The organism is Butyrivibrio sp. AE3009 (assembly GCF_000420845.1).
Classification (GTDB): Bacteria; Bacillota; Clostridia; order Lachnospirales; family Lachnospiraceae; genus Butyrivibrio.
On sequence record NZ_ATVS01000016.1, the window covers coordinates 1 to 22,794 of the forward strand.

Sequence of the window (22,794 nt, forward strand, 5' to 3'; positions counted from 1 at the left end):
TCCCGGTAGGAGTGAGGGCTGTGGAGTGGCGGTGTGCTGTGCACATTTCTAAAGCGATTGTCAAACCATGGAGATCAGACCTGGTAATCTTCAAGTGCCTTATGCACGCGAAGATTACCGCTTAGGGCTGATCGGAATGTTCGGTTTGATGAGCTTTATAAATGTGCACAGCACACCGCCACTCCACAGCCCGGACCCCATCCCCGGGTTAGATCGCCATTTTTGTCATTCTGTCGGTATAGATGTCATCCATATCGCGGTTGTTGATCCATTTATTGGGTACGATCACCATCTTCTCCGGGCTATCATTCAGCCACGCCGACCACCAGCTAAAGGACGAATTCGCGCATATATGATGCTTGCATGAACTCATCAGCAGCATCTCCGCAATATCCGTATTCTCCTTCTCTGCCAGCTCAACCACGAAGAAATTCGGTCCCCTGAAGTGGTTTCTGCACCACTCCTTGTCATCAGTAAAGATGAAGAACACCGCACTTGGATACTGACTCCTTATCCTGTCAATCGCACCCTTGTAATACTTCTCCGTGCACAGATTGTGGATATGGTTGTGCTCCTCATCGATGTAATCGGTTCTTCTGATATGGAGACTCACTGACTGGCAGCACTCAATCTGCTGAAGCGTAGCCCAGCTGGCTGAATCCGTCATGATCTCCTGGGGTCTCTTCTGGAATTCCTGGCGAAGCTGCGCGATAACATCCTCGTTCCTGAAATACTTATCGCTCTGCCAGTAGCCCACAAGATAGGCCTCGTCAAGCTCAAGGATATCGGGATTAAAGGTTCCTGATTCCTCATCTATTCTGCAGGTCTTCCTGCCTGTCAATTTCCTTCTGATACGACTGAAGATATCCATCTTGGAATCGGTGAGTTTAACCACTTCCTCCCTGGTCGCTCTGTCGTATTCAATTCCGAATCTCTGAAGTACCGGGGTTCTCAGCTCGTCGTCAACAAATCCCGTAACGTCATCGATCTTAACTTCTTTACCCCTGCTGCGCAGTTCCTTATAAAGAGCGTACTGGAACATCTGATTCCCCAGACCACCCTTAAGCTGAATGATAATCATAAATACATGGCCCCTCAACCGAAAAAACTCAATATATTCCTAATCATTATAACCTACAATAGCCTATTACTCAACGTTTCCGATATACTCGTTCTCATACCACTGCTGGAACATGAGAATGTACCAGATCTCAATCCTGTAGATACCCTTCTGTGTGAAGTCCTCCCACATGCGCTTAACCACCGCAGGATCCAGGATTCCCTGAGCCTTTAACTTGTTCTCCTCGATAAGATTCTCTGCCCACTCCCTAAGGCCCTTGTCCTTAAGCCAGGTGTCTATGGGAATTGCGAAGCCCTTCTTTGGTCTCTCCATCATTTCCCTGGGCACATATTTGTACAGAACGTCCCTAAGAACCAATTTGCCCGTCTGTCCGTCGTTCAGATAGTCAATTGGAAGCCTCCAGGCAAATTCCACCAGATCTCTGTCCAGCATAGGAACTCTTGTCTCAAGAGACACCGCCATGGCTGTCCTGTCCACCTTCACCAGAATATCATCGGGATGGTACACCAGCATATCCATCAGCATGCACTGATGATTAACTTCATCCATCGGTATCTTCTCAAGCTCTGTGTACTTATATGGTAAAACAGTCTGTGACAGTGCTATCTTCTTGGTCAGAGGATCCGTCTCATGCTCCAGCCTGTGAATATCGCCGGGGCCCTTGGCTCCAAGGAGCGTACCCTTAATCCTGTAGATGTCCTTTTTGGCGAGAGGGCTGTGAAGCACCAGCGCACTGGCGGGCTTTCTGATAAAATACGGAATATTCTTCATCTTGCCCCATATTCTTGATACGGAGTTATAAGAGGTATATCCGCAAAAAAGCTCATCTCCCGCATCACCGGAGAGGGACACCGTAACATGATCCCTTGTCATCTTACTTACAAGGAAAGTCGGTATCTGTGATGAATCCGCAAAGGGCTCACCAAACATAGAAGCAAGCTTGGGGACAACGGCCTTGGCATCATTCTCTGTGATATACAGCTCTGTGTGATCTGTTCCAAGGTGCGCCGCGATCTCTTTGGCATAAACCGCCTCATTGTACTCCTTCTGCTCCATACCGATGGTGAAGGTGCGAACCTTGCCCGGCGCAAGATCCTGCATAAGAGATACGATAGTGCTGGAATCTATGCCCGCTGACAGGAAAGCTCCGACAGGAACATCAGCCACCATCTGATCCTTGATGGAGGCCTTAAGGAGTCTCTCCAGCTCATCCGCAGCTTCTTTCCTGCTGCCTGTGAAGGGATTCTCCTGACCTTTTCTGGCTACCTCATACATGGACCAGTAGGGATAAGTCTTATACTCAAGTGTATTTACATCAAGTTCCAGAATACATCCGGCTTCCAACTTGTTAATACCCTCGTAAACAGAATAGGGTGCAGGAATATAGCCTTCTGTAAAATAAATATCCAGAACCCCTGTGTTTATCTTGTTATCAAAACCCTCAACAACTCGAAGGCATCCAATGTCGGAAGCAAATCCGAAGGCACCTGCCACCTTGCCATAGTACAGGGGCTTTTCTCCAACTCTGTCCCTTGCAAGGGTAATGGTATTTTTCTCCTTGTCGTAGACAGCAAGTGCGAACATGCCCTTACTCATGGTCAGGGCTTCCTTGATGCCGTAGGCTTCTATAGCTTCTATCAGAACCTCTGTGTCCGAAGTGGACCTGAAGGTGCTAACCTTGCCCTCTCTTACGAGCCTGTCCTTGATCTCTTTGTTGTTATAGATCTCGCCGTTGTAGACCATTACAGTCTTTCCGGAAGCTGATACGAAGGGCTGAGCTCCGTTCTTGGACAGATCCACAATGGACAGTCTCCTGTGTCCCAGCGCCACATTCCCGTCGTCGCTTACGAATATTCCGCCATCGTCGGGGCCTCTGTGGAGCATGCGCTCGTTCATTCTGTGAATGTTCTCTCCCGCATCGCCCTTGTATTTAATAAGTCCTGCTATTCCGCACATATTAGCCTCTTCTCCCCCTAGTTTGCAAGGAGCTTGTTGTAATCGTAGTTTTCAAACAGCTCTTTTTCATCCTCCAGATACTGCTTGTAGTTATCTTTGGTTATTCTATCATATGTGGCCTCTCCTGAAACCTCTGCCTGTGTCATTTTGTCCATCAAAAGGTCATTGACCTCAGCGCAGTAATGGGCCGGATCCCTGTAATTATCAAGGTTTTCGGTGATGTCGGTATAAAAAGAGAAGCTGTAAATATGGATGTTGTCGCATTCCAGCATCTGCTCTATGGCAGCTTTTTTGCCCTCCAGCATAGCTGAGAGAGCCCCTTCGCTTCTGATACTTCCCCAGTAAGCCATGGAATAGGGCGGGAAGAAATAAATGAAAGTGGTCTCCGGATGGTTCCTTGCAAGGGCTACCACGTTCTGTTCGATATTACCCTGAAGAGTGGCCATAGCTCTCGGATTGACCTCCTCCTGCTGGGGCGCATCAAAACCGGCAATACCCATCAGCACATATTCTCTGCCATACACGTTGTCATTGTCTGTATAGCTGTATTCATCAAAATCGGTATATCCCGCCGCGTCGCCTTTTACCATATGTCCCAGAACAGGCAGCGTATAATTGATGACAACGTCCCTGTTCAGCAGATACTTCACATCGTTGAAGGGGTTGCGGTCCGTGAGATAATCCGGATAATCACCCATATCCTCTCGAAGTACATCCTTATCTCTGAATAAAAGAGAATAATCAAGGGGCCTTAATACGTATCTGACGCTGTGGCCGGATTCATAAGCTACCTTCAGATTATCGTTAATCTCCTTGTAGGTTGCACCTGAGTAGCACACCTTGACAGACCTGGTATTCATGGCATCATCAAACCGTGAAGTCTTGAAATTCTCAGCCATAGAGGTTCCCGTAACAATGCTGTCATAATAGAAATGCCTTGTAATGCCGTCGTTCTGGGATCTCTGGTCATAGAGCCTGTAATATAAATCCGGATTGGGAGCCCTGTAATGGAAAAAGGGGTCCACAACGAAGACGGTACCCGCCAGCACCGCCAACACTGCAATAATCAATATGAGGCTTGATAAAAAGAATTTTTTGCCTGTCATCACAATCCTCAAAACAATCAGAAATTAGAATACAAAAACGTGGAGACTCTGCTAAGTGACACCACGCAGATAACGAATATCACGCTTGTTACGATGACATTCGATATATTTTTCCTGTACCTGCACTCTCCCGTATTTGGGAAAAACAGTACCATCACCAGGGATGCTGCCATCACAGCTACAGTACAGAATCCAAGGGTGAACATATCCGAAGGATCCGCTCCGACAGCTGCGAACAGATACCTTATCTTTGGTATTCTGAAGCTCTCAAGAAGCTCTGTCCTGATATCGTAGTTATATACCGTAAGTCTCTTCATCAGCTGAATGAACTGGGTAATGCTATCTGACCTGAACAGAAGCCATGCCACATTTACGATAATGAAGGTCACAAGCCAGGATACAGCCTTGATAATGCCGGTAAATACAGGAGCCGCCGGCAGCTTTTTTGCCCCCGACACTATACTCTCATACAGTCCCTTCCCTGCTCTGTTGATGCACTGGAAGAATCCGTGAATTACGCCCCAGAGGATGAAAGTCCAGTTGGCGCCGTGCCAGATACCGCTTATCAGGAACACTGTCATGATGTTGAGATAGGTCCTTGCGGTTCCCTTTCTGTTGCCGCCAAGGGGAATGTAGATATATCTGGTCAGGAAGTTTGTAAGTGACATGTGCCACCGCTTCCAGAAATCCGTGATGGACAGTGCCTTGTAGGGCGAATTAAAGTTCATCGGCAGCTCAATGTTGAACATAGATGAAACACCGATCGCCATATCGCTGTAGCCCGAGAAGTCAAAGTATATCTGGAAAGTATAAGCCAGCATCACAATAAGGATCTCCGGCGGTGTCAGCGCACCCTCACCCACAGCGATGATCCCTGCCTGGGTAAAGCCGTAGTCCACAGCCCCTGCGAACATATCTGCTATAAGCACCTTCTTGGCAAGGCCCCTTGTGAACATCATAAGTCCCCTGGAGAGGTTATCGTAATTTACTCTGTAATTCTTGCTGTCATTAAACTGCGGAATAATCTGGGAATGCAGCACTATAGGGCCCTGCACCAGCTGTGGGAAAAAGGACACAAACAGCGCATAGTCCACAAAATCATCCCCACTTGTATTTCCTTTGTATACATCCACGAGAAAGGCGATCTGCTGGAAGGTAAAGAAACTGATACCAATGGGCAGGAACACATTTCGCATATTGAAATCCGTTCCGAAGGCTGCATTGATATTGGTTATAAAGAAATTCTTGTATTTAAAATAAAAGATCATGCCTACGTTAAAGAGAATCCCCATCGTAAGCACGGTTTTTCTTGTCTTGCCGCTGCTGTCCTTAATCCCTTTTGCGAAGCAGTAGTTGGCTACTATGCTAAGGCTGATGGCGATAAGGTACAACACGTTAAAATAGTCGTAGAACCACAGCGACATCACAAGCAGATATATCTTAGCCGGCTTTTCCATGCCCAGCCTGTGAAGTCCGAAGTACCCAATAAGCGTAAGGGGCAGAAAAAACAATATGAAAATATATGAATTAAACTGCATAAAAACTTACCCTTTCAGGATACCTTGAAAATATTCTTCCCATTTCCTGTAGGATGCCTCGGGAGAGTATTTCTCCTGTACCTTGGTGGCATTCATACCGATCTTTTCCGCAAAGTCCTTGTCACCCAGGATCCTGAGCATTGCTGACTTGAGAGCAGCCTTGTCATCCACAGGGATAAGAATGCCGTTCTCGCCATCCTTAATAAGGTCCCTGGGTCCGCCGCAGGGGCAGTCCGTGGAAATGCAGGGAAGCCCCAGTGCCATGGCTTCAATAAGGGCGTTGGGACTTCCTTCCTGTCTGGAAGCAAGGACAAAGAGGTCAGCCTTCTCGATATGTTCTGCCACGTTGCTGACCATTCCTACGAATACTACATTTTTGTCTATTCCGAGAGCTATGGCCTTGCGCTGGAGCTTCAGCCTGTCGGGGCCATCGCCGTAGATCTTGAACACCAGGTTCTTGTAGCCTTCCTTAACTACCTCTGCAAAGACCTCCATAACCATGGAGTGATTCTTGTTCTCATCAAGTCTTCCCACCATTACGATGCTGCCTTCTCTGTCGCCCACATAGCGCTTACGAAGAAATGCCGGATTGATGGCATTGGGAAGGATAGTACATTTTTTTCTGATATGCGGAGGAAAAAACTTCTTGGCATCCTCGGTCTGAACCACCACACCTGCTGCCTTGCCGAAGGTAGCCAGCATTCCGCTCTTAAGAGCCATGGTGTCGTACTCCATGTGGGGGTCAGCTCTCACCGATACCACCACCTTGATATCCTCTCTGGTGGCGGTGGACAGTGCCATTATATTGTTTTTGCCGATAAAGCTAAGGATCAGATCCGGCTTAAGCTCTTTCCAGATCGCAGTGAGCTTGTCGCTCCTTTTCTTGAGGTTCTTGACTCTCCCCTCCTGCTCGCTTCTTAGCAGTGCGGAAAAATATCTCCTGATTCCGCCGGGCTCATTCCCCTCAGGATCCACCCAGGCAGGACCTTCCTCCGTATCGGCTACAAGGACTGCGCCGTCGTGCCCTGCAGGAACTACCTTCCAGGCTGCGTGCTTAACCTCATATTCCTCCGGTGCCAGATAGGTCGTAACCAGTGACACCTTATAGCCTTGTTCAAAAAAGTAATCCGCAAGGTTAACCATGACGCGCTCTGCGCCGCCCTTCTGAAGGGATCCGATGTACATGGCGATATGGGGTTTGTCCTTTTTAACGGGGTTAGTCAATGTATTCTCCTTAGCCTGTAATTAGCATTTAATATGATCAGATATTATAAAAACTGTACCACTGCTGGAAAATGAAGAAGGACCAGGCAATCTTGCTAAAGTTAGCTCCCGTTGCGGGGCCGCCGTCTCCTTTTACCACGTAGTCATTTATAAATTTCGAAACATAATCGCTGTCGAATATTCCCTGCTTCTTAAGAAAAGAAGTGCTGCTGAAGTCAAGGAGCTGCTCCTTAAGAGGGCCCCTGAGCCACTCGTCCATGGGAACTCCAAAGCCGGTCTTGGGTCTCTCCAGGAGCTCTCTTGGAATATAGTCGTAGGCGATATCCTTGAGGATGTGCTTCTTGTCGCCCTTGCAGTACTTGAACTTGTGAGGGATCCTGAAGGAATACTCCATAACCTCAGTATCCATGATAGGGCATCTGGACTCCAGTGAGTACTTCATGGAAGCTCTGTCCATCTTCACCAGAATGTCCTCGGGAAGGTAAGTATCCATATCAAGGAGCATACGCCTTACCTGGAAATTGTTAACTCCGTAGCTACTCTCAAAGGGGTACAGAATAGGAATTATATCCCTTGTATCCACGAAGGCTGCTGCCGCTTCTATATAGCTGCCGGACACCAGCTGGGTCTTGGTCTGTTTATCTCTGTTATTTGCCACAACCCTTACTCTGAAGGGCATCTTATCAAGGAGCTTGCCGCCGCCCACAGGAATCTGACCCACGCCGTAGGCAATGGCTCCGGGAATCTCCAGCATCTGGGCCTGAGCCACGTTGTCATATATGTTGTAGCCGCAGAAGAACTCATCTCCGCCGTCTCCTGACAGGGCTACCGTCACATCGTTTTTGGCCAGCTTACTTACCAGCATGGACGGGATCTGGGAATTGTCCGCAAAGGGCTCGTCGTAGTACTGGGGAATGCTGCTGACAAGCTCAAACATCTCCTTCTCGGAAATGTACAGCTCCGTATGATCACAGCCAAGGTGCTGTGCCACTTCCTTGGCATATTCCGCCTCGTTGTATCTCGGAACGTCAAAGCCTATGCAGAAAGTCTTAACAGGCTGATTCGAATGCTCCTGAGCGATAGCTGTAACCAGTGAGGAATCATAACCTCCTGACAAAAAAGTTCCCAGAGGAACGTCCGCTATCATTCTGTCCGCAACAGACTTCTTAAGTCTCTCCTTGAGGCCCTCTTTAGCCTCCTCATAGCTTCTTACAGGCTCCCGGGACTTCTCTGCGTACACCTTTTTGATATCCCAGTATTTCCACTTCTTGATCTCTCCGTTATGGAACTTCAGAACTCCGCCGGCTTCAAGCTTGTACACATCCTTGAAGACCGTGTCCGGAGCGATGATATACTGCTGGAACAAAAACCTTGGAATCAGCTCGCGCCTGATCTCCCCCTTGAATCCGGGGCACTTCATAATGGGCTTAAGCTCTGAGGCAAAAACAATGTTCTCACCGTCTACCCAGTAAAAAAGAGGCTTCTTGCCTATGCGGTCACGGACAAGATATACGTCCTGAGTATCCCTGTCATAGATCGCCATGGCGAACATTCCGCTGATGTGGTCCACCATGTCGATGCCCCACTTAAGATAGGCTGCAAGGATGACCTCTGTGTCGCAGGTTGATTTAAAAGGATAATCGGAGAGCTCTTTTTTCAGCTCCAAAAAGTTGTAGATCTCTCCGTTATAGGTGATTGTGAGCCTTCCGTCCGCCGAATGCATTGGCTGATGACCCAAAGGTGACAGATCAAGGATTGAGAGACGCCTCTGGGCAAAGCCGATACTGTAGCCGTCCTTTCCCTCATAGATCTCAACGCCGCTGTCATTGGGACCACGATGATACATGGTATCGTTCATGATCCGTAGCTCTTCTTCAGTTATTCTGTTTCTGGAAATATATCCGCAAATTCCGCACATGTAGCTGCTCGTTTCCTATCGTTGGTTTCAGTTGCTGTTATCTATTGCTGATTTCTACTATTGTTATCTATCGTTGCTTTTGGTATCAGTGCGATCTTACTTCTTTGTGGCATTATCATAGACCGACTCAAGATACTCTTTCCACTGATAAAAGATGGCATCCTCGCCGGCTACCTGTTCAATTTTTCTTGCCTCTTCTCCAAAGCGACTTGCCAGCTCCTTGTCCTCAATGAGCCTTAAGATGCGGTCTGTAAGAGCCTCTTCATCTCCCACAGGAATAAGGAATCCGTTCTCACCATCCCTTATAACCGCTCTGGGGCCACCGCAGGGACAATCCGTTGATACCACCGGCATTCCCATGGCCATGGCTTCAAGGAGCGAATTGGGCATTCCCTCGTAGTCTGAGGAATAGGCATATACCTCACCCTTTGGAATCTCTTTTTCAAGATCGCTGCAGGGTCCCATGAGATGGATGTAGTCCTGAGCGCTATTCTCCACAATCAGCTGTTCCAGGATTTCCTTGGTTCCGTCCTGGGAATCAGGTCCGAAGATCTTGAGCTGATAATCCGGGTGCTTCTCATGAACCTTGAGAAATGCTCTGACCAGCATAGGCTGGTTCTTGAAGTCCACAAGTCTTGCATGGTGCATCACGCATTTTTCCTTGTTTTCAGGATGTGTGACACCGAAATACTTAGGATTTATCGGATTAATTATAACTCTTGAATTGTCCTGCAGGTAGGGTTTAAAGAAATCCCTCTGCTCCTCAGTCTGGAACACGCAGCCCGCAGCCTTTGGAAAGAGCCATTTGATCTGGATCTTATCTGAAAAGGCATCGTAGTAGCCGATGGGGTTGATCCTCACGGACAGTACTACCGGAATATCACTGTTCCCGGCCGCCATGAGAGCTCTGTAATTGGCTCTGTGGGCGAAGGCTACCAGGATGTCGGGATTGTACTTCCTGGTGAATTCTTTAAGATATTTAACTCTTAATAGGAACTTGGTTACCCTGCCCTTTTTCTCATCCTCGGGGCGAAGTCCCACGTGAACTCTGGTGACCTCGGGAACAAGTTCAAATTCGTTCTCGTCCGTCCATTCGGTGGCCACATAGACCTTGTAGCCCTCCTTGGCGAAGCGGTTGGCAAGATTGGACACAACACGCTCGGCGCCGCCCTGGCACAGACAGTTTAAATGAAATGCTATGCTCTTCATATGTTCTTCCTGTTATTCGTAGTGTGACAGCACTGAGTGTATGGCATCTCTGTATTTTTCAGGCGTGTAAAAAAGTGCTCTCTCATAGGCCTTGTCTGAATAGCTCTTGAACAGAGCCTCATCATCAAGGAGCCTTATTATCGCCCCTGCAAGGACCTTCTCTTCATCGGTGATGACCTCAGGATCCATGTTAACTTCAGGGCTCATATCGGGAACAAGGATTCCGTAGGCACCTTCAATAACCTTGTCGGTACTGCTGCCGTCGGGTTTCCTCTTTATCAGCTCTTCATACTCGCTGTCTGACAATAGAATCTCCCTGGGGCCTGTCTTACAATCGGCGCTGACAAGGGGCTTTCTGAGTGCCATTCCCTCAAGGACCGAATTGGGAAATCCCTCGTGGTTGGAACTGCAGACATATATGTCCGAAGCTGCCACATAGGGAAATACATTTTTCTTAACACCGGGAAAAGCGGTCTTGTCCGCAATTCCAAGCTTCTCTGCCATTTCCTTGTAGCCTGACCAGTCGCCGGCTCCGTATACGGCAAGGCGAACCTCGGGGTGACGCTGCTGAACCAGATAAAAGGCTTTGACGAGATGCCAGATGCCTTTGATGTAGTCGTTTCTTCCTGTGCAGGAGATGACTTTGACATTGCCCTCTGCTCTCCCTGCAGCGAAGGGTATGTCGTTTGCAGGCTCTGCCGCATGTTTCTCTATGTCCTCAATATCCAGCGGATTGTAGATATAGGTGCTCTTATCATAGTTATAATCAGCAAGGAGCTGTCTTACGATTTCTTTGGAACAGGACAGAACCTGATCTGATTTTCTGCAGAAAAGGCGAAGCTGCCTTGGGTTCTCCATGTCGGTCTGACAACGAAGTCCGGTCAGTACCTTGCCCGGGCCGCCCGACAGTACATTTACGTAGTTGGCGCTGGAGCCAAAGCTGTAGGCGATATCGCAGCCTAGGTCTCTTTTAAGCTTCTTAACCTTTTTTACCCTCTTAAATACGTTAAGTACCTTGTTGACGATGCCCTTCCTGGCGGGCACATCTATGTCAATTACATCCAGCCCCGTCACATCGTAGTTGATGTCCTTGGAGCTGAAGATCACGATATGTACATTGTAAAAATCCTGCATGAGACGGGCCGTTTTGACACATACCCTCTCAAAGCCGCCCTGGTGCAGCATTGGCACCATAAGGAGCAGGTTCTTTTTGGCTTTATCCATTAGATCTTCCTCTTGTGTAAATATGGACTCTTATCAAAAATGTCCGTGTTCATAGAAATATTCCAGTTCTCTTGCCTGGAGCTTGACGTCAAATCCGGCATTTCTGAGCTTGTTAATGATGTACTTGGAGGACTGGCTCCTGTCACCGATGGAATACTCGATGCTTCTGTGCATTCTGTTTCCGGGAACCTTCTCCCTTATTGCCATCTGGGCAAATTCCTGACGCTCTTCCTCTGTCATGGTATTGAGGGTATCAAAGCCCGTATCCTTGTCAAGAAGGTCCATATCGGGAGTATCGTCGGTTTCAAAAATGCTCTCTCTTCTCTCTCCTGTTATAGCTGTAAGGGTCTGATTGAGCTTGATCTCCTCCATAAGGGGCTGTGAGCCGTAGTCCTCGTGGAGCATAAGGTCATCAATGATCTTTCTTGCCCAGTCCCTTGCCTCTGAGTTAATGCTCATCATGGACACCAGCTCTGTTGCGTTAACTTCCGGTGTTACAGAGTCTGACACCAGGCACTGAAGTCCTGCTGCCTGTGCCTCAACAACGCTTCCGGGAAGTCCCTCATATCTTGAAGGGAAGCAGAAATAGTCCATAGCCTGATAATAATCGCTGGCATTACTCTTATTTCCCGCAAAAATGCATCTGTCGGCGATGTGGAGCTTGTCAGCAAGCTTCTTCATATCCTCCATGAGTGGGCCCTTGCCCAGCATAAGGAGTCTTATGCGCATGCCATGGAGTATGGTGTATTGGTTAAGGTCGTCGTTATCAAGAAGACGACATACGTTGGCAAATACTGTTAATAAGAATTCGTGGTTCTTGGCATATCTAAAGCTCCCCACATGTCCTATTACAAGGGCATTGGAGACTCCAAGTTCCTTACGAAGTACATTTCTCTTTTCCTCGTCGTAGGCGAAATGACCAAGATCGATTGCGTTGGGAATGATGCGGACACTGCCGATATCCATGAGATTCTTGCCAAATACCGAGTAGCCGGCCTCCCTGGAACAAGCAAAGTTCCAATCTGTGGAACCTTCCTTCTGAAGAGGCGAGCGGAAGAACTTGGTGGCAAGGCCCTTGACGCCTGCGTCTACACCGGCGCTTCTGGCATGGGCTATTGTGATGGGAACACCTGCCTTCTTGGCAATGGGAAGATAGATGGCTGCGGTGCTGGTCATATGGCCCTGGACAACCTTCCACTCTCCTTCGTGTTCCTTAAAAAATTGCTTGATGGCGGCTTTGTATTCATTGATATTTGTGCCGACAAATTTAGGGAGACAGAAAATTCTCCCTCCGAGTTTTTTAACGCTATTATCAAAATAGTCCGGCTCCCTGACTGCCATCAGTTCATCAGAAGTCGGACTCTTTTTTCCAGTCTTTTCGGGGCTATAATGCACCAGGAAATCGAACTGAATCTTATCCCTGTTCATATTCCTGTACAGATCCATAATGCGGCACTCTGCGCCGCCAACCCCAAGTCCCCCAAGGACATGCAGTATTCTTATCTGCCCATAACCGTATTCCATAATTCCTCACTATTTTCCTACCCGGAAGTGTATTGGTTACCCGGACGGTATTCCTCGAATCCGGGATTTGGAACGCACATTTTCCGCTCACAAAGCTGGACACTTCGCTCAGCCCAGAGATATGCATCTGCGTGCATAAGGCACTTGATGCATTGGTCTTTACTCCGTAGCTTTGAAATCGCGTAAAATGTGCGTTCCAAATCCCAGCTCCGAAGCATACCTGTGCGTATATACCGATTGTTACTTATATGTCTGTAATCTATTTGGTAGATATAAATCTCGTTTCGTCAACCTGGCCGCAATCTTTTGATAGAGTCAAATCTCGTTTCGTCAATCTGGCCGCAATCTTTTGATAGAGTCAAATCTCGTTTCGTCAATCTGGTCGCAATCTTTTTCAGCCTGCTCAAAGATCTGGAGCCGGAGGTAATGTATGCAGCCACCATGCTTGCATGGCTTGTCCTTGATGTTCAGAAAACATCATGTTACACTGAGTTGCCCGATGGAGAATGATTGCAGCTGCTCATGAGTCTTTCGCCATCGGTAGATGTATGGCTACATGCTGGTTTATGAATGTCAAGGATTGCGTCCGGCATTCGTAGCAATAACCATGTCAGCCATCACACTTTCAGCACTCATTCACTCAGTTACTCATTCAATCTATCACTTGATCATTTTCCTTAACTTTACAGCATAATACTTAGCTGTAGCTGTCAGGTATTCCTTAATCTCTGCAGCGAAGGTCTGCTTTTCGGCGTCTATGTTCAAGAAGTCTGAATAGGAAACAACTTCTGCCTTGTCGAAAAGTTTCTCGAAGGAGTCAAAATCCTTGTCTGTCATGGTGTTTGCGTGATAGACGAAGGTCACCATACCGTCGGAGGTGTCTTTCAGGCTCTTGCCCTTGCTGACTGAGATGGGATAGAAGGTGATGCCGTTCATCTCATAGGGACGTGTGCCGAAGCCATCTGTTATCTTGGTAAAACCGTTCTTTTTCAAAGCGACAAGAGTGTTCTTGTCATAGGAATGTGACGGTGCCATGAAAAAGTCGGTGTTAATTCCGTTGGTTCTAAGAATACGCTTGCCGTCTCTGATCATCTTGTCCTGCTCTGAAAGAGAGAGGCCTGCGAATTCTGATTTGTGATTAAGAGGGAATATTCCGCCCTTTCTTGTGGTATAGAGGTGGTTGAAGCCGTGCATGGCAATAAGCCAGCCCTCTTCTTCAAGGAGCTTCAGATATTCATAGTAGCCTTTCCTTGGTGTCTGAATCTGCAGCTTTCTGTCCTTATTATCAGGTACCACTCCGATAAGGGGCTTAACGCCATGCTTATCAAGTATAGCCTTGAACCGAAGAAACTTAGCCCAGTCCATATCCGGAGTTATATCATCCATTCGAATACTAATTCTCATCCAAATTCCCTTTGATTATATCATACTGAATCTATATTTTCGCCTCATCCCCACAGCCTGATACATTCCTCATGCCCGAATCTCCCAAGCTTAATGAATCCTTCCTGACCACTCCCCAAAAATCCCCATCCTTAACCCATCCCCCAAGGATTGATGTTAAGAACGCAGCCGAGAGTACACTTTATCAATTCCTGTAAGTTATCTATACACAGGACAATGCTAACAGAGCGTGGATGGGTGGCTTGCAGTAATAAAAATTTTGTCTTATAACGCTGAGGTGAATTTATGAGCGCCGCAGACAGTAAGTCCTTCGACTGTTCTGAACAGGTGTGAAACGAGAAGGACTTGCTGGATGGGGTGCCATAAATTCCCGATGGGTTATGACAAAATCTTTATTACTGCAAACCAGTCAGCCACGCTCTGTCAGTATTGTCCGTCCTATATAAATTTACAGGTTGGCTTTGTACCACTCGATGGCAAGTTCAATTCCTGCCTTGAAGTCATAAGAAGGGTCATAGCCGAGGTTCTCGCGTGCCTTGGTGATGTCGGCGTTGGAATCACGGATATCGCCTGCGCGAGGTGGTCCGAAGATTGGCTCTACATCCATGCCAAGGGCATCTGTAAGATGATGATAAACATCGATAAGGAACTCTCTTCCGCCGGCTCCGATATTATAAGCCTCACCCGCTGCATCTGAGGATGCAAGGCAGGCGCGAAGGTTTCCTTCGATAACGTTGTCTACATAAGTGAAATCTCTGGACTGCTTGCCGTCGCCGTTAATTGTAGGTGTCTCGCCGTTCATAAGCTGTCTTAAGAACTTAGGGATAACAGCGGCATAAGCTCCGTTGGGATCCTGTCTTCTTCCGAATACGTTGAAATATCTAAGGCCGTAGGTATCAAGGCCGTAGAGCTTCTTGTAGAGTTTGCCGTACTCTTCATCTGTCTTCTTGGTAAGAGCATAAGGTGACAGTACGTTGCCTTCCTGACCTTCCTTCTTGGGAAGCACTGTGGAATCGCCGTATACAGAGGAGCTGGAAGCATAAACGAACTTCTTTACTCCGTTCTGTCTTGAAGCCTCCATCATGTTAAGAGTTCCTCTTATATTGATCTCCTCGTACAAAAGAGGCATCTCGATACTTCTGGGAACTGAGCCCCAGGCTGCTTCGTTAAGTACATAGTCAACACCCCTGGTTGCTTCCATGCAGGCATCAAGGTCTCTGATGTCCTTCTCAAGGAAAGTAAACTTCGGATTGCTCATAAAAGGCTGGATGTTCTCAATATGGCCTGTGGACAGGTTATCCATACATCTAACGGTATAGCCCATATCAAGAAGCGCCTCACAAATATTGGAACCGATGAAGCCTGCTCCGCCTGTTACCAGGAAAACAGAATCTTCAGGAAATTTTAACTCTTTGAAACTCATAAATGTTTATCCTTTCAAAACTAAATTAAAGTCTCCAGTAATCAAACTCAGGAGCCTTATAATCCTCAAGATTATATACGGCCTTAAGATCCATGAAGATCTTGGTCTTATGTGAAGGATTGTAATATCCTGCGATATCTGCGGGCTTAAGCTTCTTGAACTCCTCGTGAGATACTGCCATGATCACAAGATCCAGATTCTTAAGGTCGTCAAAAGAGTTGAACTCAATGCCGTAGAGTCTCTTAGCCTCATCTGAATCAGCCTGAGGATCTACTACAACAGGTGTGATGCCGTATTCGCCAAGCTCGTTGTAGATGTCGATCACCTTGGTATTACGGGTATCAGGGCAGTTCTCCTTGAAGGTAAATCCAAGGATGGCCACCTTAGCGTTTTTAACAGGAATATCATTGGCAATAAGTCTTTTAACTGCTGACTCTGCCACATATTTGCCCATATCGTCGTTGATACGTCTTCCGGAGAGGATGATCTGTGAATGATAGCCCAGCTCCTCTGCCTTGTAGGTGAGATAGTAAGGATCTACACCGATGCAGTGTCCGCCAACAAGTCCGGGGAAGAACTTAAGGAAGTTCCACTTGGTTCCTGCTGCGTCAAGAACGCTCTTGGTATCGATGCCCATCTTATGGAAGATAATGGACAGCTCATTCATGAAAGCGATGTTGATATCACGCTGTGAATTCTCGATAACCTTGGCTGCCTCTGCAACCTTGATGGACTGTGCCTTGTATACGCCTGCAAGAGCAACCAGCTGATAGATGTTGGCTACTTCTTCAAGTGTCTCCTCATCCATACCGGATACGATCTTGGTGATGGTATCAAGTCTGTGAACCTTGTCACCGGGGTTGATACGCTCAGGTGAATATCCAACCTTGAAATCTACGCCGCACTTAAGTCCGGACTCCTCCTCAAGGATGGGAACACAGATATCCTCTGTTACTCCGGGATATACTGTTGATTCATATACTACAATTGAACCCTTGGTGAGATATTTACCAAGAGTACGGCTTGCGCCCTCAACCGGTGAAAGATCCGGTGTATGATCATCATTAACGGGTGTAGGTACCGCAACAACATGGAACTTACACTCACGAAGCTTCTCGGGATCAGCAGTAAATTCAACTGTTGTCTCCTTGATGGCATCATTGCCCACTTCTCTTGTGGGATCGATTCCCTTTTTATACAGATCAACCTTGGCTGCGTTAAAATCATATCCTACAACCTTGATTTTCTTTGCAAAAGCAACTGCGATAGGCATGCCGACATATCCAAGTCCTACCAGTGACAGCTTTTCTTCGCCCGCAAGGAGCTTCTCATATAAACTCATCGTGTTTCCTCCACACTTAAATGTTTCTGTATCTATTTTTTTACATACATAGGATATTATACTACTCTTGTCAATCTTATCAAAATTTGGACGGTTGTGAGTCAATGGGGACGGTTCTCGCTGACTCACGGAGCGAGTCAGCAAGAACCGTCCCCATTGACTCACAACCGTCCACCTCTCATGAAATCTCTCTCATATACGCCTCAACAACCTTCTTCCTGTCAAAGTGTTCCTCCACCCATTTCCTGCCGGCAGCTCCCATTGCCTGCCTCTCTTCCACAGACAATCCCATGAATCTGTCCATGGCTGCAAACAGTGCTTCTTTATCCCTTGACCTGAACAAGATTCCCGACACGTCACGGTTAACTGTCTCTTTACATCCGCTTATGTCCGATGCGATCACGGGTCTTCCGGTGGCTGCTGCCTCCATCAGGACGTTGCTCATTCCCTCGTGATAGGAAGGATGAACGATGGCATCTGCTTCTCTTATATAAGGATGAATGTCCTTCTGATAGGGGATCATCTTGAAATATCCGAGCTTTTCTGCCTCTTTGACCTGAGCCTCATAGTCGTCGTCAAAATAGCCTATGGCGCAGATTGAAACCTTGTCGCCGTACTTCGCATGGAGCTTTTTTGCAGCATAGAGATATTCATCGGTGCCCTTTTCCTTCATAAGGCGTCCGATATACAGAAATCTCGTGATGTCGTCCTTATGTCCCGGATACTCTTCAAAACGGTGCTTCTCAAGATTAACTCCTGAGCCGCTCACGGTAATGTGCTTCCGAGCCTTTATTCCGTGCTGCTCAAAAATAGCTCTGTTGGCATCGTTCTGGAACACCAGGCATTTGCACTTCTTAAGCGCTGTCTTGTACATGGTGACAATGAGCTTAAGCAGTACTCCGCCCCTCTCGAAGGTTGATCCAAGTCCTGTGATGGTGCAGATATAGGGCACCTTCAGCTTTTTGCAGACGTATCCGCCATAGATGGTGGGCTTGATCGTATAGGTCAGAACGATGTCCGGACGCTCCTCTTTGATAAGCTTTTTATAAGCGCGAACAAGCGCCATATCCTGAATAGGATTGACGCCTCTTCTGTTAATATCTGTATGGATGACCCTGCAGCCCTCTTCCGTAAGCTGCGCGGTCTTCATTTCATCGGGAAGGCTGATCACAACATCGTAGCCTTCCTCCAACAGTTTCAGTAGCAACTCGTTCCTGAAGTCATAGAGACCACTGGAGGAGTTTCCAAGTATAAGTGCCTTTGGCATAAATATCACCTTTTTCCTAATTATCTAAGAAGCCTTTCCTCGGGCATTACGCAGATCTCATTGTATTTCATCATGTATACGCCTTCTCTGTAATCACCGATCCTTATGGGGTTCTCGTCGCCCTTGAGGTTTCTGATGATCTGGCGGGGCACATTGACGCCGCACTCGTAGGCATGAGGATATCCGCCGCCAAATCTCGGGTTAACCTCGGACAGATACCAGATGTCATTCTCCTCGTCATGGAAAAGATCTATGTCAACAATTCCTGTATATCCGATGGTCTCAACGAAGTAAATGATCTGCTTGAAGATGTTCTCATTGATCACGGATACGGACTTGTCGGTCTCTCCGGCTCTCATCTTGATCTTTTTCTTAAGGAAGATCGAGGTGCACTTCTCGGAGATAAGGTCGATGTACACATCTGCGCCGTACTCCTGACCTCTCATGTATTCCTGGATCATCAGATCGTCATAGTCGTGGAAAAGAGCTGTCAGCATCTCCATGGACTCTACCTTATTGATATTTATGGAAGCGCTGCCTCTCCTTGGCTTGACAAATACAGGAAAATCGATGTCACCCTCTTCTCTTGCATTTAAAAAGTCCTCAATGGACAGATAGCACTTGGCTGTAGGAATGCCAAGCTTGATCAGCATCTCATACATCTTGTATTTATCAAGGCTGGTCTCGCACAGCTCATAGGAAGGCACGATGGGTGTTGTGCCTATAGCTGTGAACCTGTCTGCATTCTTGGCAAGAAGAGAGAGCTCAGGGTCGATGAGACTGAATACTCCGTTGATCTTCTCCTTTTTGCAGATATCAAGGATCTTGTCGATGTACTTAGGGTCGTCGATCCTTGGAACGATGGCTGCCTTGTCTGCGTCATAGATAGCAGGGCCAATGTTGGAGCAGTCCGTTGCGATCACGTTGCCGTTGTTGGCAATCTCTTTTCTGAAGGCCTGTACCACCTTGTTTCTTGTTCCTGCACTTAAGATCAAAATGTTAATTTCCATAGACTTAATCCTTCGTCAACTTTCCGGTTCTTTCGAGCCTTTCTTTTCTTATCTGCGCAAAATTGCCTTCGACCTTGTTTGTATCCTCTGCCACCTGGTCGGTGTGGCCAAATACCGTTTTAAAAGTCATTCCGATGACCTTGAGATCCATGAGAAAACTCAGGTTCTCAACGTAGGTTGCATCAATCTCAAACCTCGTATCCCAGTCAACGGTGTTGCGTCCGCTGGCCTGTGCCAGGCCCGTAAGTCCGGGGCGAACGGTGTGACGCAGCTTCTCCCTCTCGGTGTAATAGGGCAGGTACTCAACCAGAAGAGGTCTTGGCCCTATAAAGCTCATATCGCCTTTTAATATGCAAAAGAGCTCCGGAAGCTCGTCAAGACTTGTTTTCCTCAGGAACTTACCAAAGGAAGTTAGCCTGTCCTTGTCGGGAAGGAGCTTACCCTCTGAGTCCCTGGCATCGGTCATGGTCCTGAACTTGTACATGTTAAAGATCTTCTCGTCCTTGCCCGGGCGTGGCTGCTTGAACAAAACAGGGCTCCCCAGCTTCACCCTCACCAAAATGGCAAGAATAATATACAGCCAGCAAAACAGAAGTAGTATTACCAATGAAATAATTATATCAAATAATCGCTTTATATACCTCTTATACAAGATTATCCTCCGGTATCAGTAATATTTAGATCATCACACAAAATCCGCATGATTTCTCACATAATTATCAAATCTCGGCAGATAAAGGGAAATATGACCATACTGTGATGTATTAAGAAGTCCTTTTCTCTTTAATCTGTCTCTGTAAACAGAAAACTGTGATGTGGACATATCAAGCTTCTCACGGAGAATGCTGACATTAGTTTCCCCGGTCTCCACCATCTTACAGAGCACTCTTTTGTCAGTTTCGGATAGTTCTGACCATATTTTATCGTAAATATACTCTTCAAGGTACTGATCATATTCAGGAAGGATATCCTCAAGATTTCTGTCCTTGCTGTCCCACATAAGATACCCCAGCACCTGAAATGCATAGGAATAACCCTTGGTGAGCTTTGCCATTTCTTCAGCTCTCTCGTTTTCCAGCTCAAACACCTTTTTGTAATGAGCAACAATTGCAGTATAATTCAGTGGCTCAAGCACTATCTTAGGAGCCCTGTACAGGAATGTAAGTGTCTTTTCATTCTGAAGGTCATAAATATTGTCATAGAGTCCTGTCATGATCAGATACACCTGGTAGCTTTTCCTTAAGTATATCTGAAATGCAGCTGCAAAAACTTTCACATTAGGGGTGTTAGTAACTTCGTCAACGGTTATAAGGAGCCTTTTGCCTGCCTTAGTCAGATGCTCAAGCATTCTGTCCACAGCCACCTCGTAATCCGTAACCGGCGCCGCATTCTCTATTGATGCGCCAAGTCCCAGTGCCGAGAAGTTCAATTTAGCCTTGATAAAAAGAGCATGTAACTCCGGAATTGCATAGAGATTCGCCGCCAAAGCTGCCAGCATATCCCTCTCAGGACTCAGCTCCAATACTATCCAATTCTTTTCACTGCGAAGCCTCTCTGAGATATCAGTCATCAGTACCGTCTTGCCACAGCCTCGTATTCCCGTCAGCATAAATACCTGATTGGCGGCTCTCTCAGCAGTAAAGCTCTCAAGTATCTGATTCGTCTGCGTGATTCTGGAGATGTACTGCGCAGGTGTTGTTCCAAATGATATGGTAAAAGGATTTGGCATTTTATACCTCTTTATATCTCTTTATATCTCTTTATATGTTGCATTTCCCTTTTATATCTTTTTATATCTTCTGATTCAATTTTATATCTTTTTATATCTTCCCTGCAACCACAAATCTCCACCAATTGAGTTCCACATCTCTGATTGTCCCAAGCGCCCCCGCAGCAGGGAAGATCTCTAGTGTACTGTTGCATTAACAAATCTACACTATTTGAGTTCCACATCTCTGATTGTCCCAAGCGCCTCCGCAGCAGGGAAGATTTCTAGTGTACTGTTGCATTGTCAGATATGCATCTATTGAAACCTTGTGTTTGCCTGTACCGAGCGCCTCCGTAGCAGAAAAAGCCTGAGTATACAAAAAAATGTCGATTTCGGGGCTGCGTAAACAAGACCAATGAAGTGTGAGTGCCTTATGCACGAAACACTTCATGTCCTGGGCTTGTTGAAGCGTTTAGCACCGTGAGACATATTTTTGTATACTCAGGCTTTTCTCTGCGGCGGAGGCACGACCTCACTCAACACTACTCAAAGCATTTCTTTATAACTTCAATGATCACATCCTGCTGCTCAGGCGTCATTTTGTTGTCGGAAGGAAGGCACAGGCCGCGCTCGAAGATATCCATACCCACATCAGGCGTAACCCCCTCATCAATGTAGGCATTACTTCTCGCTCTTCCCTGTCCGCTCGCCGTAATAAAAGGATTCATCCTGTAAACCGGCTGCATATGCATCGGCTTCCAGATAGGACGTCCCTCCGCATTGATTGCAGCGATCTTCTCAAGTATCTCTGTAGGGCAGCTCTTACGTGCTTCTGTCACATAGAGTGCATCCTTCTCGCCTCTGACCTGCTTGCACATAGCATCCTTGTCGATGATAAGGCAGGAGAGCCAGTAGTTGGGCTCGCTGTTTGCGAAATCTATAGGATTCATGGATACCGGAAGGCCCTTAAGTCCCTCTTTGTATCTCTCATAAATAGCTTTTTTCTGGGCGATATGCTCACCAAGATATGGGATCTGTCCCCTTACAACTCCGGCGATAACATTGCTCATACGGTAGTTGAAGCCCAGCTCCTCATGCTGATACCAGGCAGCGTCCTCCCTGGACTGGGTGGACCACTTGCGGACCTTGTGGGCGTCCTCCACATTGTCTGTAAGGAACATTCCGCCTGAAGATCCTGTGATTATCTTGTTTCCGTTAAAAGAGATAATGCTGTAATCTCCAAATCTTCCTGTCTGAACACCCTTGTAGGTTGCTCCCAGTGACTCGGCGGCATCCTCCACAATAAGAGCTCCGTGCTTATCACAGACAGCTCTCAGCTCATCAACCTTGCCGGGAGTTCCGTAGAGGTGAGCGATCACCACCAGCTTTACCTCAGGGTATATCTCAAAGGCCTTCTCAAGAGCCTTGGGATCCATGTTCCAGGTGTCATACTCGGTATCGATAAACACTGCTTCTCCGCCTTCATAGGCCACGGGATTGACGGTGGCATCGAAGGTCATATCGGAGCAGAATACTTTTTTACCCTCCAGAGATCCATGTCCAACTCTCGGAAGTCCATAGAGCCTCTCACCTGCCAGCTTGATCGCAAGGTGAAGCGCAGCGGTTCCCGAAGAAAGAGCCACCGCATCCTTGCAGCCGATAAACTCTGCGATCTGCTTCTCCGATTCATTTATGTTGGCGCCTACCGTACTCATCCAGTTGGTTTCATAGGCTTCCTGCATATACTTAATCTCATCTCCATGCATAGTCGGAGATGACAGCCATACTTTTTTCTCAAAAGGTTTAATTTCCATAAAATTCTCCTCTTAGGTGCCTGTCACTTTGCTATACTAAAGTGCC

Annotated in this window: 18 protein-coding genes; all 18 read right to left on the reverse strand. The window is 47.1% G+C overall.

Going from position 1 to position 22,794, the window contains the following annotated elements; translation table 11 throughout:
* Positions 1-208: 208 nt before the first annotated feature.
* Complete coding sequence (locus G588_RS0109880; protein ID WP_022778576.1) at positions 209-1,081, reverse strand: alpha-1,2-fucosyltransferase; 873 nt, start codon at positions 1,079-1,081, stop codon at positions 209-211.
* Positions 1,082-1,147: 66 nt separating this feature from the next.
* Entirely contained in the window at positions 1,148-3,037 is a 1,890-nt protein-coding gene (asnB, locus tag G588_RS0109885) for an asparagine synthase (glutamine-hydrolyzing) (RefSeq protein WP_022778577.1), read from the reverse strand.
* A gap of 17 nt (positions 3,038-3,054) precedes the next feature.
* A complete protein-coding gene (locus G588_RS19820; protein ID WP_022778578.1) occupies positions 3,055-4,143 on the reverse strand; it encodes a hypothetical protein in 1,089 nt (362 codons plus the stop codon).
* 17 nt (positions 4,144-4,160) lie between these two features.
* On the reverse strand, positions 4,161-5,681 hold the full coding sequence (locus tag G588_RS0109895) for an MBOAT family O-acyltransferase (protein ID WP_022778579.1): 1,521 nt from the start codon (positions 5,679-5,681) through the stop codon (positions 4,161-4,163).
* A gap of 6 nt (positions 5,682-5,687) precedes the next feature.
* Positions 5,688-6,905, reverse strand: a complete 1,218-nt coding sequence (locus G588_RS0109900; protein WP_022778580.1) for a glycosyltransferase — start codon at positions 6,903-6,905, stop codon at positions 5,688-5,690.
* Positions 6,906-6,942: 37 nt separating this feature from the next.
* Positions 6,943-8,823, reverse strand: coding sequence for an asparagine synthase (glutamine-hydrolyzing) (gene asnB / locus G588_RS0109905; RefSeq protein WP_022778581.1), 1,881 nt, complete (start codon positions 8,821-8,823; stop codon positions 6,943-6,945).
* A gap of 96 nt (positions 8,824-8,919) precedes the next feature.
* Complete coding sequence (locus G588_RS0109910; RefSeq protein ID WP_022778582.1) at positions 8,920-10,032, reverse strand: glycosyltransferase; 1,113 nt, start codon at positions 10,030-10,032, stop codon at positions 8,920-8,922.
* Positions 10,033-10,044: 12 nt separating this feature from the next.
* Entirely contained in the window at positions 10,045-11,256 is a 1,212-nt protein-coding gene (locus G588_RS19825) for a glycosyltransferase (RefSeq protein ID WP_022778583.1), read from the reverse strand.
* Between the two features lie 33 nt (positions 11,257-11,289).
* The gene (locus G588_RS19830) at positions 11,290-12,780 is read right to left on the reverse strand and encodes a glycosyltransferase (protein ID WP_022778584.1); all 1,491 of its coding nucleotides are present in this window, start codon (positions 12,778-12,780) and stop codon (positions 11,290-11,292) included.
* 660 nt (positions 12,781-13,440) lie between these two features.
* A complete protein-coding gene (locus tag G588_RS0109930; RefSeq protein WP_022778585.1) occupies positions 13,441-14,184 on the reverse strand; it encodes a DUF2334 domain-containing protein in 744 nt (247 codons plus the stop codon).
* A gap of 448 nt (positions 14,185-14,632) precedes the next feature.
* Positions 14,633-15,607, reverse strand: a complete 975-nt coding sequence (locus G588_RS0109935; RefSeq protein WP_022778586.1) for an SDR family oxidoreductase — start codon at positions 15,605-15,607, stop codon at positions 14,633-14,635.
* A gap of 25 nt (positions 15,608-15,632) precedes the next feature.
* Complete coding sequence (locus G588_RS0109940; protein ID WP_022778587.1) at positions 15,633-16,949, reverse strand: nucleotide sugar dehydrogenase; 1,317 nt, start codon at positions 16,947-16,949, stop codon at positions 15,633-15,635.
* 178 nt (positions 16,950-17,127) lie between these two features.
* Positions 17,128-18,216: a glycosyltransferase family 4 protein gene (locus G588_RS0109945; protein WP_022778588.1), complete on the reverse strand. Its 1,089-nt coding sequence runs from the start codon at positions 18,214-18,216 to the stop codon at positions 17,128-17,130.
* A gap of 20 nt (positions 18,217-18,236) precedes the next feature.
* The gene (locus G588_RS0109950) at positions 18,237-19,226 is read right to left on the reverse strand and encodes an ATP-grasp domain-containing protein (RefSeq protein ID WP_022778589.1); all 990 of its coding nucleotides are present in this window, start codon (positions 19,224-19,226) and stop codon (positions 18,237-18,239) included.
* 4 nt (positions 19,227-19,230) lie between these two features.
* Complete coding sequence (locus tag G588_RS0109955; protein ID WP_022778590.1) at positions 19,231-19,878, reverse strand: sugar transferase; 648 nt, start codon at positions 19,876-19,878, stop codon at positions 19,231-19,233.
* Positions 19,879-19,911: 33 nt separating this feature from the next.
* Positions 19,912-20,955 carry a hypothetical protein gene (locus G588_RS0109960; protein WP_022778591.1) on the reverse strand — a complete coding sequence of 348 codons (1,044 nt, stop codon included), beginning with the start codon at positions 20,953-20,955 and terminating at the stop codon, positions 19,912-19,914.
* 11 nt (positions 20,956-20,966) lie between these two features.
* Positions 20,967-21,194, reverse strand: a complete 228-nt coding sequence (locus G588_RS0109965; protein WP_155830778.1) for a hypothetical protein — start codon at positions 21,192-21,194, stop codon at positions 20,967-20,969.
* Between the two features lie 282 nt (positions 21,195-21,476).
* On the reverse strand, positions 21,477-22,748 hold the full coding sequence (locus G588_RS0109970; RefSeq protein ID WP_022778593.1) for a DegT/DnrJ/EryC1/StrS family aminotransferase: 1,272 nt from the start codon (positions 22,746-22,748) through the stop codon (positions 21,477-21,479).
* Between the last annotated feature and the right edge of the window lie 46 nt (positions 22,749-22,794).